Annotated in this window: 16 protein-coding genes and 1 pseudogene; 4 read left to right on the forward strand and 13 right to left on the reverse strand. The window is 73.2% G+C overall.

Annotation, left to right across the window (positions count from 1 at the left end; translation table 11 throughout):
• Positions 1–46: 46 nt before the first annotated feature.
• The gene (locus tag AC3ET4_RS17005) at positions 47–247 is read right to left on the reverse strand and encodes a hypothetical protein (RefSeq protein ID WP_431950128.1); all 201 of its coding nucleotides are present in this window, start codon (positions 245–247) and stop codon (positions 47–49) included.
• 298 nt (positions 248–545) lie between these two features.
• On the opposite strand from AC3ET4_RS17005, the gene AC3ET4_RS17010 reads away from it, so the two are divergent.
• From AC3ET4_RS17010 to AC3ET4_RS17020, 3 genes are all read left to right on the forward strand, one after another.
• Entirely contained in the window at positions 546–983 is a 438-nt protein-coding gene (locus AC3ET4_RS17010) for a TM2 domain-containing protein (RefSeq protein WP_431950130.1), read from the forward strand.
• 31 nt (positions 984–1,014) lie between these two features.
• A complete protein-coding gene (locus AC3ET4_RS17015; protein WP_431950132.1) occupies positions 1,015–1,425 on the forward strand; it encodes a DUF2752 domain-containing protein in 411 nt (136 codons plus the stop codon).
• 151 nt (positions 1,426–1,576) lie between these two features.
• Positions 1,577–1,852: an NINE protein gene (locus AC3ET4_RS17020; RefSeq protein WP_431950134.1), complete on the forward strand. Its 276-nt coding sequence runs from the start codon at positions 1,577–1,579 to the stop codon at positions 1,850–1,852.
• 58 nt (positions 1,853–1,910) lie between these two features.
• Here the strand turns inward: AC3ET4_RS17020 and AC3ET4_RS17025 are convergent, their stop codons facing one another.
• The 5 genes from AC3ET4_RS17025 to bldG form a co-directional block, all read right to left on the reverse strand.
• The gene (locus tag AC3ET4_RS17025) at positions 1,911–3,428 is read right to left on the reverse strand and encodes a DUF7059 domain-containing protein (protein ID WP_431950136.1); all 1,518 of its coding nucleotides are present in this window, start codon (positions 3,426–3,428) and stop codon (positions 1,911–1,913) included.
• 56 nt (positions 3,429–3,484) lie between these two features.
• Positions 3,485–4,048 carry a small secreted protein gene (locus tag AC3ET4_RS17030; RefSeq protein WP_431950138.1) on the reverse strand — a complete coding sequence of 188 codons (564 nt, stop codon included), beginning with the start codon at positions 4,046–4,048 and terminating at the stop codon, positions 3,485–3,487.
• A 171-nt stretch (positions 4,049–4,219) separates the two neighbouring features.
• Positions 4,220–6,643, reverse strand: a complete 2,424-nt coding sequence (locus AC3ET4_RS17035) for a sodium-translocating pyrophosphatase (protein ID WP_431950140.1) — start codon at positions 6,641–6,643, stop codon at positions 4,220–4,222.
• A gap of 305 nt (positions 6,644–6,948) precedes the next feature.
• Positions 6,949–7,443, reverse strand: a complete 495-nt coding sequence (locus tag AC3ET4_RS17040) for an ATP-binding protein (protein ID WP_431950141.1) — start codon at positions 7,441–7,443, stop codon at positions 6,949–6,951.
• Positions 7,444–7,527: 84 nt separating this feature from the next.
• Complete coding sequence (gene bldG, locus AC3ET4_RS17045) at positions 7,528–7,869, reverse strand: anti-sigma factor antagonist BldG (RefSeq protein WP_384628251.1); 342 nt, start codon at positions 7,867–7,869, stop codon at positions 7,528–7,530.
• A gap of 134 nt (positions 7,870–8,003) precedes the next feature.
• On the opposite strand from bldG, the gene AC3ET4_RS17050 reads away from it, so the two are divergent.
• Complete coding sequence (locus AC3ET4_RS17050) at positions 8,004–10,403, forward strand: DEAD/DEAH box helicase (protein ID WP_431950143.1); 2,400 nt, start codon at positions 8,004–8,006, stop codon at positions 10,401–10,403.
• Positions 10,404–10,462: 59 nt separating this feature from the next.
• Here AC3ET4_RS17050 and AC3ET4_RS17055 read toward each other — a convergent pair.
• The 7 genes and pseudogenes from AC3ET4_RS17055 to ssd form a co-directional block, all read right to left on the reverse strand.
• Positions 10,463–10,720: pseudogene (locus tag AC3ET4_RS17055) on the reverse strand (Rv3654c family TadE-like protein); the annotation flags it as partial.
• Positions 10,717–11,064: a TadE family type IV pilus minor pilin gene (locus AC3ET4_RS17060; RefSeq protein ID WP_431950145.1), complete on the reverse strand. Its 348-nt coding sequence runs from the start codon at positions 11,062–11,064 to the stop codon at positions 10,717–10,719. The pseudogene AC3ET4_RS17055 and the gene AC3ET4_RS17060, both read right to left, overlap by 4 nt.
• Positions 11,051–11,239 carry a DUF4244 domain-containing protein gene (locus AC3ET4_RS17065; RefSeq protein WP_431950147.1) on the reverse strand — a complete coding sequence of 63 codons (189 nt, stop codon included), beginning with the start codon at positions 11,237–11,239 and terminating at the stop codon, positions 11,051–11,053. Before AC3ET4_RS17065 ends, AC3ET4_RS17060 begins: the two co-directional genes overlap by 14 nt.
• 69 nt (positions 11,240–11,308) lie before the next feature.
• Complete coding sequence (locus AC3ET4_RS17070; RefSeq protein WP_431950149.1) at positions 11,309–12,085, reverse strand: type II secretion system F family protein; 777 nt, start codon at positions 12,083–12,085, stop codon at positions 11,309–11,311.
• On the reverse strand, positions 12,082–12,990 hold the full coding sequence (locus tag AC3ET4_RS17075; RefSeq protein ID WP_431950151.1) for a type II secretion system F family protein: 909 nt from the start codon (positions 12,988–12,990) through the stop codon (positions 12,082–12,084). Before AC3ET4_RS17075 ends, AC3ET4_RS17070 begins: the two co-directional genes overlap by 4 nt.
• The gene (locus AC3ET4_RS17080; RefSeq protein ID WP_431950153.1) at positions 12,987–14,141 is read right to left on the reverse strand and encodes a TadA family conjugal transfer-associated ATPase; all 1,155 of its coding nucleotides are present in this window, start codon (positions 14,139–14,141) and stop codon (positions 12,987–12,989) included. The genes AC3ET4_RS17075 and AC3ET4_RS17080 overlap by 4 nt, the downstream gene beginning before the upstream one ends.
• Positions 14,138–15,247, reverse strand: coding sequence for a septum site-determining protein Ssd (gene ssd / locus AC3ET4_RS17085; protein WP_431950155.1), 1,110 nt, complete (start codon positions 15,245–15,247; stop codon positions 14,138–14,140). The genes AC3ET4_RS17080 and ssd overlap by 4 nt, the downstream gene beginning before the upstream one ends.
• Positions 15,248–15,308 lie beyond the last annotated feature (61 nt).

Here is a 15,308-nt window from a genome sequence, read left to right on the forward strand (position 1 = left end):
GTCCTGTCTGCCGCACGGACTGCCGCCCATGTCCGATTTGCCCAGCTCAGAGGATCAGGAACAGCCAGACCCCGACAAGAAGCGAAACGGCCCCGGAGAGACCCGCCGCGGCGGCCGATGCCGGGCCGCCGTCGCGGACCACCGGCAGCCGCCGCAGCGACCGGGCGACCGTCCAGGCCAGCAGGACCGCCCCGAACACCGCGCACACCGTCCCGGCGAAGACCCCCGGCACTGTTTCCATGAGCATGACCCCCGGCATCCTCAGGCGCCCCTCGGCGCTCCACGACCGAACCCCCCGCAGTCACGGAGAGTGGCACGTCGGGGCGACAAAGGGACGAACCCGCCGTGAACGCCACCCGAAGGAGCTGGCCGATTCCTTGCGCTTCGGCCGCCTGGCCGGCCGCCTGGCCGCCGCCTGTCCCGCCGGTTCGCGTCCCCCGTGCCCGCGCCGCTCACCCGCGCGCCTCGCTTCCGTACCTCTCGGCTCTTGACCGGCCTGACAAGATGTCCGGATACAAGGAACGTTCTCTCGGGGGGAGTCCCGCATGTCCGACCCGCACAACCCGTACGGCCAGCCCAAACAGGACGGTTACGGCTACCCGCAGCAGCCCCCGGCCGGCCCCGGCGGCTACGGGCAGCAGCCGGGCTACGGCTACCCGCAGCAGGGCTACCCCCAGCAGGGGTACGCCCCGGGGTACCCGTCCGCCTACCCCCCGGGCGCCTACACCGGCGACCCCAACGCCCCGTACGGCTACGACATGTACGGCCGCCCACTGTCCGAAAAGTCCAAGGTCGTGGCGGGCGTGCTGCAGCTGCTGGTGGGCAGCCTGGGCATAGGCCGCTTCTACGTGGGCGACGTCGGCATCGGCATCGCGCAGCTCCTCACCTGCGGCGGCCTCGGCATCTGGGCGCTGATCGACGGCATCCTCTTCCTGACGAGCAACGACCGCACCGACTCCCAGGGCCGGATCCTGCGCGGCTGAGGACGCGAGGACGCCGAGGACGCCGAGGACGATGACCTCACCGCGACGCAACCGCCTGGGGGCCGTGGCCGCACGACCGGCCGCGGCCCCCCTGGCCTCGCTCGTCGCCGGCGCGGCGGGCGCCGCCTATCTGTGGGGCACCGACCCGCACCAGCCGGGCCACTGGCTGCCCCGATGCCCCTTCAACTTCCTGACGGGACTGCTCTGTCCCGCCTGCGGCGCGACCCGCATGGTCTACGACCTGATGCACGGCGACCTCCCGGCCGCCTTCCACGACAACGCGCTGCTGCTCCTGGCGAGCCCCTTTCCCCTCTATCTGTACGCGCGGTGGGTGACGGAGGGGCTCCGCGGCCGGACGTACCGGCCGACGCTCACCAAGCGCGCGCAGGCGGCGGTTCTCGGGGTGGCCGTGACGTGGGCGGTCGTACGCAACGCGGTTTGACAACGCAGTGATCACGGTTGCGTGACGTCTGCTCATCAGAGCAACGGATGGTGTTTTCACCTGCCAGGATTCAGCCATTCCTAGCGGGGGCCGGATCGAACGATGCGTGTGCTCCCGCTGAGACGTCCCCATTGCACAAGGAGCACGTTCCATGGCCACGCCCGCCACCCCTGACGCCCCGTTCGGCCTCGACCCGTCCGGCCGTCCGCTGTCCGACAAGTCCAAGGTCGCCGCCGGTCTCCTCGGCATCTTCCTCGGTGGTCTCGGCATCGGCCGCTTCTACACCGGCCACACCAAGATCGGCGTCCTGCAGCTCCTCGTCTCGGTCATCACCCTGGGCGCCGGCGGCCTGTGGGGCTTCATCGACGGCATCGTCCGCCTCGCTGCCAGCGCCCCCACCGACGCGCAGGGCCGCGTCCTGCGCTGACCACCCCGCGTCCCGGCCCGCCTCCGCTCCCCGCGGCGGCGGGCCGTCGCGTTCCCGCTCACACCGGCTCGATGAAGCCCTGCTCCACCAGCAGCCGGATCGCCTCCGGCGTGCGGTTCCGCAGCGTCACCGGGTCCTCGCCCAGCAACTGGGCGATCGCGTCCAGGATGCGACCCGCCGTCAGCGTCCCGTCGCACACGCCCGCGAAGCCCGCGCCGACCGTGTCCACCCGCGTCGCGCGCCGCATGCCGCGGTTGGCCCGCAGGACGACGTGCTCCGGGTCCTCGGCGCCGGGCAGGCCCACCTGCTCCTGCACGACCTCGTCCGCCAGCCGGAAGCGCTCGTCGAGCAGAGCCGCGTCGTCCCGGGCGCGCAGGAAGTCCTGGCGGTCGAACCATGCCGCGATGTGCGGGCCGAGCGGCTGCTCGACGGGGTGCGGCCACTCCTCGGCGACGACGACCGGCCGGTCGGCGCCCGTCCTGCGCACGGTGATCCAGCCGAAGCCGACGGCCCTGGTCTTGCGCTGCTCGAAGGCGTCCAGCCACGCGTCGTACCGGGCGGCGTACGCGTCGGGGCCGGCCACGTGGTCACCGCCGTCCCGCAGCCACAGCTCCGCGTACTGGGTGACGTCCTGCACCTCGCGCTGCACGATCCAGGCGTCGCAGCCGTCGGGCACCCAGGTCGCGACCCGGTCCTGCCAGTCCTCGCCCTCGGTGTGCTCCCAGTTGGCCAACAGCTGGAGGTAGCCGCCCTCGGCGAGGTGGTCGGCGGCCTGCCGGACGACGGTGCGGCACAGGTCGTCGCCCGCCATGCCGCCGTCGCGGTAGGTGAAGCGGCTGTCCGGTGAGATGACGAAGGGCGGGTTGGAGACGATCAGGTCGTAGCGCTCGCCCCCGACGGGCTCGAAGAGGCTGCCCTGCCGGACGTCCGGCTCGGGGGCGCCCGACAGGGCGAGGGTGAGCCGCGTGAAGTGCAGGGCTCGGGGGTTGAGGTCGGTCGCGGTGACCCGGGTGGCGTGCCGGGATGCGTGCAGGGCCTGGATGCCGGAGCCGGTGCCGAGGTCCAGCGCGCGGTCCACGGGCGTGCGGACGGTGATCCCGGCGAGGGTCGTCGACGCACCGCCGACGCCCAGTACCAGATCCGCCCGGTCCACTCCGGGCGTCGTACGGATGCCGTTCGCGCCGCCCACGGCGCAGCCCAGGTCGGAGACGATGTACCAGTCCTCGCCCTCGTCACCGCCGTAGGGGCGGACGTCCACCGTGGCGCGCACCTCGTCGCCGTCCCGGACGAGCCAGCCGTCATTGAGGGCCGCCTCGAGGGGCAGGACGTCGCGCAGCCGGGTGTACGGGACGGGCTGCTGCAGCAGGAAGAGCCGCACCAGGCTCTCCAGCGGGCCGCCGCCACGGGTGGCGCGCAGGGCCGGCACGGTCTCCGCCCGGGAGAGCGCGGCGTAGGCGGTGGCCCCGAGCAGGTCGAGGCAGCCGTCGGCCGTGAAGGCGGCGGCGCGCAGCGCGTCGCGGAGGCGGTCGGCGCGGTCGGGGGCGGGCAGGGACTGCGGGGGCGGCTGCGTACTCACGCTGCCATTGTCACCCCGGAAGGGGCGCCCGCCGGGCTCCACCCGCCCTCGGGCGGTCAGGACTTCGAGGGTGAGGCCGTGGAGTCCTGGCAGCCGGGCTGCCTGGCCATGGCCTGGCCGACCTCGCCCCGGCGCAGCGTGTCGAGCGCCTGTTCACCGCTCTTGCTCACCTTGGCCAGGTTGTCGGAGACGCTCTTCAGACCGTCGGCGAACTTCGCCTGGTCCGAGACGGGCAGCGCGTCGACCTGCCCCCGCAGGTCCGCGTAGGCGGTCGCCAGGGAGTTGAGGTCGCCGACCGCGTCCTGCTTGAGCTTCGCGCCGTTGTCGACCGGGGGGTCGCCGGCCTTGCCGACGATGCCGGCGAGCGCCTTGTAGGCGTCCGAGATTTGCCCGAACGCCGTGGAGTCGGCGTCTCTGACCTCTTGCGGCTTGGCGTCGCTCGGGGTGTTGCTGATGTGGGTGTTCGCGTCGTTGATCTTCTTGACCTGGACGGCGGCCGGGTCGCAGACCTTCTTCGCCCAGGCGTCGAGCTCCTTGTTGCCGTCGCCGCATCCCGACAGCGACCCCGTCGCGAGGATGACAGCCGTGACGGACAGCGCAGCCGCGAGTTTGTTCTTCACGGCCCCGGAACCTACACGGCTCCTGTGGGCGGGCCGCATCCCTTCCACGCGATGCGCCCACGATTGCCCCTTATGAACCAAGAACAGGGTGATGCATCTGACGTGGCACGAGCGGCGGGCGCCACCCCGGGGATGACGCCCGCCGCCGCGACCGAGTGGGCTCACTCCACGTCAGACCGTTGCCGTCGCGTTCGGGTCGGTGGACCGCTTCGTGCTCTGGCTGTCGTCGTGGCCGGCGTCGGCACCCTCGTCGTCACCGACGGTGATGCCGCGGCGCTTCGAGATGTAGACGGCGAGCACGATGACCAGGAGCGCCACAACCGCGGCGCCGATCCGCACGGCGAGGTTGGCGTCGTCGCCGTAGGAGAACTGGACCACCGCGGGGGCGACCAGCAGCGCCACCAGGTTCATGACCTTGAGCAGCGGGTTGATGGCCGGTCCCGCGGTGTCCTTGAAGGGGTCGCCGACGGTGTCGCCGATGACGGTGGCGGCGTGGGCCTCACTGCCCTTGCCTCCGTGGTGGCCATCCTCGACGAGCTTCTTCGCGTTGTCCCAGGCGCCGCCGGAGTTGGCCAGGAAGACCGCCATGAGCGTGCCCGCGCCGATGGCCCCGGCCAGGTACGCGCCCAACGAGCCGATGCCGAGCGCGAAGCCGACGGCGATCGGGGCGAGCACGGCGAGCAGACCTGGGGTGGCCAGCTCGCGGAGGGCGTCCCTGGTGCAGATGTCGACGACGCGCCCGTACTCGGGCTTCTCGGTGTAGTCCATGATCCCGGGCCGCTCGCGGAACTGACGGCGGACCTCGAAGACCACGGAGCCGGCGGACCGGGAGACCGCGTTGATGGCCAGTCCGGAGAAGAGGAACACGACGGCCGCGCCGAGCAGCAGGCCGACCAGGTTGTTGGGCTGGGAGATGTCCAGGTCCAGCCACCGCAGATCGCCGGCGGAGATGTTCGCCTCCCGCACCGCTGTGTCGACGGCCTCCTTGAAGGAGCCGAACAGCGCCGTCGCCGCGAGCACGGCGGTCGCGATGGCGATGCCCTTGGTGATCGCCTTGGTGGTGTTGCCGACCGCGTCGAGGTCGGTGAGGACCTGGGCGCCCTCGCCGTGGACGTCGCCGGACATCTCGGCGATGCCCTGGGCGTTGTCGGACACCGGGCCGAAGGTGTCCATGGCGACGATTACGCCGACGGTGGTGAGCAGACCGGTGCCGGCCAGCGCGACCGCGAACAGGGCGAGCCAGATGGAGGCACCGCCCAGCAGGAACGCTCCGTACACCGACAGACCGATGAGGACGGCCGAGTACACCGCGGACTCCAGGCCGACGGAGATGCCGGACAGGACGACGGTGGCGGGCCCGGTCAGCGACGTCTTGCCGATGTCGCGCACAGGACGCCGGGTGGTCTCGGTGAAGTAGCCGGTGAGCTGCTGGATGAGCGCCGCCAGCACGATGCCGATGGCGACCGCGACCAGCGCGAGGATGCGCGGGTCGCCGGCGTGCGAGGCGATGTCGCCAGGCACGTTCGCCAGTTCCGCGTAGGTCGAGGGCAGGTAGGCGAAGGCCGCGACGGCCACCATGGCCAGCGAGATCACCGCGGAGACGAAGAAGCCGCGGTTGATGGCGGTCATGCCGCTGCGGTCCTTGCGACGGGGGGCCACCGCGAAGATGCCGATCATGGCGGTGAGCACGCCGATCGCCGGGATGAGCAGCGGGAAGGCCAGGCCGGAGTCGCCGAAGGCGACCTTGCCGAGGATGAGCGCGGCCACCAGGGTGACGGCGTACGACTCGAAGAGGTCGGCAGCCATGCCCGCGCAGTCGCCGACGTTGTCGCCGACGTTGTCCGCGATGGTGGCCGCGTTGCGCGGGTCGTCCTCGGGAATGCCCTGCTCGACCTTGCCGACCAGGTCGGCGCCGACGTCCGCGGCCTTGGTGAAGATGCCGCCGCCGACACGCATGAACATGGCGAGCAGCGCCGCACCGAAGCCGAAGCCCTCGAGCACCTTGGGCGCGTCGGCCTTGTAGACCAGCACGACGACGGCGGCGCCGAGAAGCCCCAGGCCGACCGTGAACATGCCGACCACTCCGCCGGTGCGGAACGCGATCTTCATCGCGCGGTGCGAGACGGTCGTCAGGTCCCCCGCGGGCTCACCCGGCGCTGGGGTCGCGGCCCGTGCGGCTGCGGCCACGCGGACGTTGCTGCGCACCGCCAGCCACATGCCGATGTAGCCGGTGACCGCCGAGAAGCCGGCGCCCACCAGGAAGAACACGCTTCGGCCGATGCGCTGCGACGTGGTGTCGGCGGGCAGCAGCATGAGCAGGAAGAACGCGGCGATCGCGAAGATTGCCAGCGTGCGGAACTGCCGTGCGAGGTAGGCGTTGGCACCCTCCTGCACGGCAGCGGCGATCTTCTTCATGCTGTCGGTGCCCTCGTCGGCACGGAGCACCTGACGCACCAGCACCACGGCGAGCGCCAGGGCGGCCAGTGCCACCACCGCGATCCCGAGCACGAGATTGCGGTTGCCGTCGGTCAGTACGGGTGATGCGGCCAGTGGTTGAGCGATGTCCTGCAGGTGAGGGGTGAGTGGCCCCGCCATTCGTCCTCCTTGACGTTTGGCACGTGGGCGCGCGGCTCCGGCGACTTCGCAGCCGCGACGCTCAGGCTTGTGAGAGCTGAGCAAAGATGGACGGATTGTAGGGAGCCGAACTAGATCAAAACAGGGCGCAGGAAGCGAAATTCGCACAGGCCGGGGACACGGCAAAGGAGGTCGCGCGTAGACATCACCGAAAAAGGTGAACAGTCACCTGGTAAGTGGATCAACTTCCGGGTGAACGCGGGATGCCGAGCGCACCTGCGGCGGCAGCTCGCAGGCGGCTCGGCGGAAGTGTGAGAAGGGGGCCGCTAGGAGAGCGCGGCCGGATTCAGCGGCCAGCTCATCCGGATGACATCGCCGTACTCGCCCGAGAAGACCTCGACGTCGTCGACCAGACCGCTGATGACCGCCAGGCCCATCTGGCTCTCGTCCTCGGCCTCGGAGGAGTCGGGGGACGGGGGGGAGCTGTCGGGAAGCGGCCCGGAGCGCTCGGCGGGGTGGTCGCCGCGGGCCGAGGGCACGGCGGCGGCGTCGGCGGAGTGGTCGTCCGCCTCGGAGGACTTGTCGCCGACCTCGATGGAGAACTTCTTCTCCTCCTCGGTCAGCACCACCCGGACCGGACGCTCCGCACCACCGCTGCGGTACAGCCCCACGGCGCGGCTGCACGCCTCACCGACGGCGAGGCGGACCTCGTCGAGGACGGCCTCGTCCACCCCTGCCCTGCGGGCTACCGCAGCCGCCACCAGTCGTGCGGTGCGGACGTGCTCCGGCAGTGCGCTGAAGAGCAGTTCTACGGTGGGCATGGCCTCCCCCTCGTGCCTGTGGGCGGGCAACACAGGGGCCCGGGCGTCGGCGTCGCCCGGAGCCCCGCGGTCGGCAGCGGAACGTCAGTCGGTGGCCGCGACGGCCTCGTCGACCGAGGTGTGGATGGGGAACACCTTGGTCAGGCCGGTGATACGGAAAATCTTGAGAATGCGCTCCTGGTTGCACACCAGGCGCAGCGAGCCTTCATGCGCGCGAACCCGCTTGAGCCCGCCGACCAGCACGCCCAGTCCGGTCGAGTCCAGGAAGTCCACGCCTTCCATGTCCACGACCAGGTGGTAGTTGCCGTCGTTCACGAGTTCCACCAGCTGCTCGCGCAGCTTGGGTGCGGTGTACACATCAATCTCGCCGCCGACCTCGACGACCGTACGGTCGCCGACGGTTCGAGTCGACAGGGACAGGTCCACGGATCCTCCAGCACCTTGCATCGAGCGGTCGCCCCCCATGGATCGGCAGCCGCGATGGCATTCAATCACTACCAGCGGGCCTGCACGACGCCTTACGGCGATTGTCCGTCGTGCCAGTGACACACTGAGTGCCGATGGCTCAGGATCATCTTCCGCAGTCGGCGCACGGCCGCACCTCCCCCGGCGCCCTCCTGGAGCGGCTTGCCACGGGGGCGGGCAGGGCCGCGCGCATCACCCATACGGAGCACTTGCCCCCGCGATCGGGTCGCCATGCCGATTGGCCTGATCAAATCCGCAGGGAAGTGATCGACGCGGTCCGGGCGTGCGGCATCGAGCGACCGTGGGAGCACCAGGCTCAGGTGGCCGCCCACGCCCTCGCCGGCACGTCCGCGGTCGTCGCCACGGGTACGGCCTCCGGCAAGTCACTGGCGTACCTGGTCCCCGTCCTCAGCGCTCTCCTGGAGGGGTCCGAAGCGCCGAACGGCCGGGGCGCCACCGCGCTCTACCTCTCGCCCACGAAGGCCCTGGCGGCCGACCAGCGGCGTGCCGTGGCCGAGCTCGCCGCCCCCCTGGGCAAGGCGGTGCGCACGGCCGTCTACGACGGCGACACCCCCTTCGAGGACCGCGAATGGGTCCGCCAGTACGCCACCTATGTGCTCACCAACCCCGACATGCTCCATCTGGGCATCCTGCCGGGCCATTCCCGGTGGTCCTCCTTCCTCCGGCAGCTCCGCTACGTCGTGATCGACGAGTGCCACAGCTACCGGGGCGTCTTCGGCTCGCACGTCGCCCAGGTCATACGCAGGCTGCGGCGTGTCTGCGCCCGTTACGGCGCCGATCCCGTCTTCCTCCTCGCCTCCGCGACCGCCGCCGACCCCGGCGCCACCGCGACCCGGCTGACGGGCGTGCCCGTCGCCGAGGTCACCGAGGACGCCTCGCCGCGCGGCGAGGTGGCCTTCGCCCTGTGGGAGCCCCCGCTCTCCGAGCTCAGCGGGGAGCACGGCGCCCCGGTGCGCCGCACGGCCACCGCCGAGGCCGCCGACCTGCTGACGGACCTGGTGCTCGACGGCACCCGCACGGTGGCTTTCGTGCGATCCCGGCGGGCCGCCGAACTGATCTCCGTCATCGCCCAGGAACGCCTCGCCGAGATCGACCGCCGGCTGACCCACCGGGTCGCGGCCTACCGGGGCGGCTATCTGCCCCAGGAGCGCCGGGCCATCGAACGCGACCTGCACACCGGGCGGCTCCTCGGACTGGCCTCCACGACAGCCCTGGAGCTGGGTGTGGACGTCTCCGGGCTCGACGCCGTGCTCCTGGCCGGCTATCCGGGCACGCGGGCCTCCCTGTGGCAGCAGGCGGGGCGCGCCGGCCGGTCGGGACAGGGGGCGCTGGCGGTGCTGATCGCCCGCGACGACCCGCTGGACACCTATCTGGTGCACCACCCGGACGCCCTGTTCCGCCGTCCGGTCGAGTCGACCGTGCTGGACCCGGACAATCCGTACGTCCTGGCCCCGCACCTGTGCGCCGCCGCGGCCGAGCTTCCGCTGAGCGACACGGATCTTGAGCTCTTCGGGCCGGAGACCGCCGCGCTTTTGCCGCAGCTGGAGCGCCGCGGACTGCTGCGGCGGCGCAGCGGCGGCTGGTACTGGACGCGGCGGGAACGGGCGGCCGACCTCACCGACATCCGCGGCGAGGGCGGCAGGCCCGTCCAGGTGGTCGAGGCGGGGACCGGGCGTCTGCTCGGGACCGTCGACGCGGGCGCCGCGCACACCACCGTCCACGAGGGCGCCGTCCACCTGCACCAGGGCCGCACCTACCTCGTCCGGCACCTGGACCTGGAGGACTCCGTCGCGCTGGTGGAGCGGGCCGACCCGCCGTACTCGACCATGGCCCGCGACACCACGGCGATCTCCGTCCTCGACGAGGACCTGGTGGAGGAGTGGGGCGGGGCCCGCCTCCACTTCGGCTCCGTCGAGGTCACGCATCAGGTCGTCTCCTTCCTCCGCCGTCGGCTGATCACCAACGAGGTGATGGGCGAGACCAAGCTGGACCTGCCGCCCCGTACGCTGCGCACCCGCGCCGTGTGGTGGACGGTCACCGACGACCAGCTCGAGGCCGCGCGCATCCACCCCGAGGAACTGCCCGGCGCACTCCACGCCGCTGAGCACGCCTCCATCGGCCTCCTCCCGCTCTTCGCCACCTGCGACCGCTGGGACATCGGCGGGGTCTCCGTGCCGCTCCACCAGGACACCGGGGCGCCGACCGTCTTCGTGTACGACGGTCATCCCGGGGGCGCGGGCTTCGCGGAACGGGCCTTCCGCACCGCCCGGAGCTGGCTCACCGCCACCCGAGAGGCGATCGCCTCCTGCGAGTGCGAGTTCGGCTGCCCCTCCTGCGTGCAGTCGCCCAAGTGCGGCAACGGCAACGACCCGCTGGACAAGCAGGCCGCGGTACGCCTGCTCGACGTGCTCCTCGCGACGGCTTCGGAGTCCGGTCCCGCGTCTCCCGCGAAGGCTCCGGATCCGGAGTCCTGAGGCCCGGCCCGGGCGCGGACCCGGGCGGGCCCGACCGCGGCCGTGACGTCGGCGACCTCACCGCTGACCGCGCAGCGCACCAGCCGGGCGTGCTGGGCGGCGGCCACCCGTCCAGCCACGGCGCAGGCCTCGGCGCGGCCCCGCAGGGCGTGGTCGGCTGCGGCGAGCGCCGCAAGGTCCGCCGCGGCACCCGCGCGGTGCCGTGCCGCGACGGCGGCGCCGAACGCCAGCACGATGCAGGCGGCCAGCGCCAGCAGTGCCCCCAGCAGGGCCGTCCACACCGTTGCGGAGCCCCGGTCTCTCCCGCGCCGGCTCACGGCCCCTCCCCCGGTCCCTCCACGGCGGCGACCGCCTCGCCGCGCAGGGTGAGGGACAGGGAGCGGGCCTCGACCGTGACCCGGACCAGGCCGCCCTCCCGGTGGACCGCGATGGCGGCCTCCCCGGGAGCGGCGGTACGGGTGGTGCGCAGCACCGCTTCGTCAGGCTCGTCGCGGGCAGCCGCACGGGCTCCGGCCCGTGCCGCATCGACACAGCGAATCTGAGCGGCCGCCGCAGCCAGCCCCCAGAGCAGCAGCGCCGTGAGGAACACCAGCGACGGGATGACCACCGCGGCCTCCGCCGTGACGTAGCCGCCGTCGCGGCGGCGTTCAGAACGCCACATCGAGGGCCCTCTTGATGAGCCCGCCGAGCGCGGAGCTGACCGCCCCCGAGGTGACCACCTTGTAGAGCACGGCCGCGAAACCGCAGGCCGCCAGTGTGCCCACGGCGTACTCGGCCGTGGTCATCCCGCGGTCGCCGGTACGGCACCGGCGGCTCAGCTTCCTCAGACAACGCATGACGCGCATGGGAGTCCCCCTTCACTCACTGTCAGTTCGTCTGTCTTCAGTTCGTCGTGTTCGCCGTGTTCAGTTCGTCGTTCCGGCGAGGATCGCCCCCGCCAGGCCCATCACCACCGGCGCGACCCCCACGAGCAGGAAGGCCGGCAGAAAGCACAGCCCCAGCGGAGCGGTGATCAGCACCCCGGCGCGGCGTGCGCGCGCCGCGCCGATACGGGCGTGCTCCGCGCGGCATCCGGCGGCGAGGCGCGCGATCTCCCAGGCCGGCGGCACTCCCGTCGTGGTGGCGCGCTCCAGGCACCGGGCGAGCTCACGGCAGCCGAGCCGGTCCAGCCGTCCCCAGCACTGCGCGGGTTCGCCGCCCAGACGCAGCTCGGCGGCGGCGCGGGTGAGCGCCTCACCGAGCGGCCCGCCGAGGGACGGCCCGACGGCCTCCGCGGCCTCGCGCGGCCCCGCACCGGCGGCGACGCAGGCGGCCATCAGATCGGCCGCCAGCGGCAGCTGACGCGCGGCCCGGGACTGCTCCGCGGATTCAGCGGGCCGTGGCCGCCGCTGCCGGCGGCGCAGCACCCACGCGGCGCCGAGCCCGGCCGCCGCTCCGACGGCACCGCCCACGAGGGCGAGCACCCCCAGGGCGACCCCGGCGACCGCCGCCCAGTCCCGTACGAGGCCCGTCCCCGGCCGTCCCCGGATCCGCCGGACCCGGGGCGCCGCGCCCATGAGCAGCCGGAGCCTGCGCCGAGCGACGCGCTCGCTCCGGGCGGAAACGAGGACGATCGCGACGCTCAGGGCGGCGGCCGCGCAGGCGACGGCCATCCCCAGCCTGTGGACAGCGTCACCGCTCATGGCCCGCCCTCCGCCGTCCGGACGATGCGGGCGGTCCAGGCGAGCCCCGCCCCCTCCAGAAGCCCTCCGACGGCCAGACAGCCGAGCCCCGCGGGCGTGCGCAGCAAGGTGCCCAGCGGATCGGCGCCCAGCCCGGCTCCCAGCACCAGCCCGAAACCGGGCAGGAGGGCCAGCATGGCCACGGTGGAGCGGGGCGCCGAGAGCTGTGCCCTCAGCTCCTCGCGCTGATCGCGCTCGGCGCCCAGAGCTGCCGCGACCCGGTCCAGTCCGTCCGCGAGCCCCGCACCGCCGTCCACGGCCACCTGCCAGCACGCCGCCACGCCGGAGAGCCCCTCGGCGCCCTCCGACCGGGCAGCGGCCCGCAGGGCCGCCGGCACATCACCGCCGAACCGGGCAGCGGCCAGCAAGGGAAGTGCGACTTCCGACAGGCCGGGGTGTTCCGGCCAGCCCTCGCGGCCCAGGGCACCGGCCAGGGCGGCGGGTGGGGCCAGCCCGGCCCGCAGATCGCCGGCGACCGCCGCGCACAGCGCGCCCACGGCCGCGGACCGCCGTTCTGCCGCCGCGCGCCGTTCGCGCCCGCGCAGCCAACGCCCGGCGAGCGGCACCGCGGCCGCCCCCAGCAGGACCGGAAGCGCCGATCCGGCGGCCAGTCCCGCGACCAGCCCGGCCGGCAGCGCCAGCACTTCGCGGCCCAGGCGCCAGCCGAACCGCACCCGGAACGGCTCCAGCACCCCGCTCAGACGGCTCTGGATGCCTCCGGGCCCCAGGAGCGCACCGGACGCCCCATGGGCCTCGGAAGCACCGTAGAACAACGTCCGTGCTCTGCGCAGCACTTCGTCCCGCGCACACAGCATCCAAGCCGCAGTGCCCACGCACGCGGTGAGGAGGAGCACCACGGCGTTCATGGCCGCCCCCTCTCGCAGAGCGCGGCCAACCGCCCCCACCCCGGGCCGCGTTCGCCCCCGCTCAGGGCGGGGACCGTGAAGACGATCCCGTCCCGCCCGCGCTCGAGAACGTGGACCTCGGAGACCCGGCGCCGGCCCGCGCGGTCCCGGACCAGATGCACCACCACCGACAAGGCGGCGGCCAGTTGGCTGTGCAGCGCGGCACGGTCGAGACCCGCCACGGCGCCCAGCGCCTCCAGCCGGGCCGGCACGTCACCCGCGGCGTTGGCGTGGACAGTCCCGCAGCCGCCTTCATGGCCGGTATTGAGCGCTCCCAGCAGATCGAGGACCTCAGGGCCGCGTACCTCGCCGACCACCAGTCGGTCCGGCCGCATGCGCAGTGCCTGCCGTACGAGGTCCCGCAGGGTGACCAGCCCGGCGCCTTCCTGGTTGGCGGGCCGGGTCTCCAGCCGTACGACATGCGGATGGCGCGGCCGCAGCTCGGCGGAGTCCTCGGCGAGCACGATGCGCTCGCCCGGTGGGACGAGGCCGAGCAGGCAACTCAGCAGTGTGGTCTTGCCGGAGCCGGTGCCACCGGAGACCAGGTACGAGACGCGGGCGTCCAGCAGGGCCCGCAGGAGCGCGGCCGTGCCGCCGTCCATGCTGCCGGCGGCCACCAGTTCGTCCAGGGTGAAGGCCCGGGTGCGGACGACCCGCAGGGACAGGCACGGGGCGCCGACCACCACCGGTGGTAGCACCGCGTGCAGCCGTGTGCCGTCCGGCAGCCGCGCGTCCACCCAGGGCCGGGCGTCGTCCAGCCGCCGGCCGGCCGCGGAGGCGAGCCGTTGGGCGAGCCTGCGCACGGCCGCCGCGTCCGCGAACCGCACCTCGGTGCGCTCCAGTCCGGCGCCGCGGTCGACCCACACCTCGTCCGGCCCGTTCACCAGCACATCGGTGACGTCCGGTTCGGCGAGCACCACCTCCAGGGGCCCCGCACCGACCATCTCCGACCGCAGGGCGGCCACCACGTCGAGCACCTCGGTGTCTCCGAGCAAGCGGCCCTGGGCCCGCAGCGCCGCGGCCACACCCGCCGGCGTGGGCTCGTCGCCGGAGGAGGCCAGACGCAGCCGCACGGCGTCGAGCAGGGCGGGCGTCACGACATCGGCGCTCATGCGGCCACGCTCCCGCCGTCGGCCAGTGCCGCCGTGAGGAAGGCCGAGCAGAACACGGACAACGGGCCCCGGCCGCTGCCGCCCGGCGCCTCCCCGCTGTCGAGCGCGGCGGGCAGGCCGGGCTCCGGCAACAGCTCACCGGCGAGCGGGAGCCCGACCAGCTCGGCGAGTGTCTCGTCGGTGAGCCCCGAGGTGAAGGGGCCTCTGGCGACGACCCGCAGGTCGCGCAGCACCATGGCCATCCGGGAGGCCACCCGCCCGGCGGCCGCGACCGCGCGCAGCTCGGCGGGAACGACCAGCAGACCGACATCGATCTGGGCGAGCGCCTCGGCCACGGCATCGTCCATCCGGCGCGGCAGGTCCACGACCACCACCCCGCCGCGCCGCCGGGCGGCTCCCATCACCGACCGCATGGCCTGGGGCGGGATGACGACGGTGTCGCCGCGGTCCCAGCTGAGCACGCTCAGCGCGTGGGTGCGGGGCAGCGACTCCTCCAGAGCCCCGCCGTTGACCCGGCCCCGCGACTCGGCGAGGTCCGGCCAGCGCAGCCCGCCCACCCGTTCGGCCCCGAGCAGCACATCCAGTCCGCCGCCGAGCGGATCGGCGTCGACGAGCATCGTGCGGCGCCCGGAACGAGCGGCTGTGACGGCCATCGCGCAGGCCAGGGTGCTGGCCCCCGCGCCGCCGCGGCCGCCGACGACTCCGATCGTCAGTGCCGGTTCCCCCGCGCCTTCCGCCACGTCGGCGATCCGGTCGGCCAGCCACGCCTCGGCGTCGGGCAGGAAGGCGACGTGCTCGGCGCCGACGTCCACGGCGCGGCGCCACACCTCCGGATCGTCCAGGTCCCTTCCGATGAGGAGCACGCCCTGGCGGCGACGCGCCGTCCCCGGCACCCGGCGGGTGTCCGTGGCGCCGACCAGCACCAGCGGCGCGGACTCCCAGCTGCCCGGCGCCGGCGGGACCCCGAAGGCGACCTCCGGCTCCGCACCCGCCGCGGCACACAGACGCAGCAGGTCGTCCAGGAGCGCCCCGTCCTCGGTGACGATGAGCGGACCCCCTCCTGAATCGTTCTTTCCACGAGACCGTGGCGATGTCCTCCCGGACATCGGTCCTCCACTCGTTCCTTTTGCCGCAGCGTTGAATGATTCGGCGACCACGTCGTCCCCC

The organism is Actinacidiphila sp. bgisy167, assembly GCF_057707665.1.

What these genes read in the sequence shown, in the direction of transcription:
- AC3ET4_RS17020 (WP_431950134.1), top strand. Translation starts at nt 1,577, where the DNA reads ATGGCCACGCCCGCCACCCCTGACGCCCCGTTCGGCCTCGACCCGTCC.
- AC3ET4_RS17040 (WP_431950141.1), bottom strand. Translation starts at nt 7,443, where the DNA reads ATGCCCACCGTAGAACTGCTCTTCAGCGCACTGCCGGAGCACGTCCGC.
- ssd (WP_431950155.1), bottom strand. Translation starts at nt 15,247, where the DNA reads ATGTCCGGGAGGACATCGCCACGGTCTCGTGGAAAGAACGATTCAGGA.
- AC3ET4_RS17015 (WP_431950132.1), top strand. Translation starts at nt 1,015, where the DNA reads ATGACCTCACCGCGACGCAACCGCCTGGGGGCCGTGGCCGCACGACCG.
- AC3ET4_RS17075 (WP_431950151.1), bottom strand. Translation starts at nt 12,990, where the DNA reads ATGAACGCCGTGGTGCTCCTCCTCACCGCGTGCGTGGGCACTGCGGCT.
- AC3ET4_RS17065 (WP_431950147.1), bottom strand. Translation starts at nt 11,239, where the DNA reads ATGCGTTGTCTGAGGAAGCTGAGCCGCCGGTGCCGTACCGGCGACCGC.
- AC3ET4_RS17010 (WP_431950130.1), top strand. Translation starts at nt 546, where the DNA reads ATGTCCGACCCGCACAACCCGTACGGCCAGCCCAAACAGGACGGTTAC.
- AC3ET4_RS17060 (WP_431950145.1), bottom strand. Translation starts at nt 11,064, where the DNA reads ATGTGGCGTTCTGAACGCCGCCGCGACGGCGGCTACGTCACGGCGGAG.
- AC3ET4_RS17050 (WP_431950143.1), top strand. Translation starts at nt 8,004, where the DNA reads ATGGCTCAGGATCATCTTCCGCAGTCGGCGCACGGCCGCACCTCCCCC.
- AC3ET4_RS17035 (WP_431950140.1), bottom strand. Translation starts at nt 6,643, where the DNA reads ATGGCGGGGCCACTCACCCCTCACCTGCAGGACATCGCTCAACCACTG.
- AC3ET4_RS17070 (WP_431950149.1), bottom strand. Translation starts at nt 12,085, where the DNA reads ATGAGCGGTGACGCTGTCCACAGGCTGGGGATGGCCGTCGCCTGCGCG.
- AC3ET4_RS17080 (WP_431950153.1), bottom strand. Translation starts at nt 14,141, where the DNA reads ATGAGCGCCGATGTCGTGACGCCCGCCCTGCTCGACGCCGTGCGGCTG.
- AC3ET4_RS17005 (WP_431950128.1), bottom strand. Translation starts at nt 247, where the DNA reads ATGCTCATGGAAACAGTGCCGGGGGTCTTCGCCGGGACGGTGTGCGCG.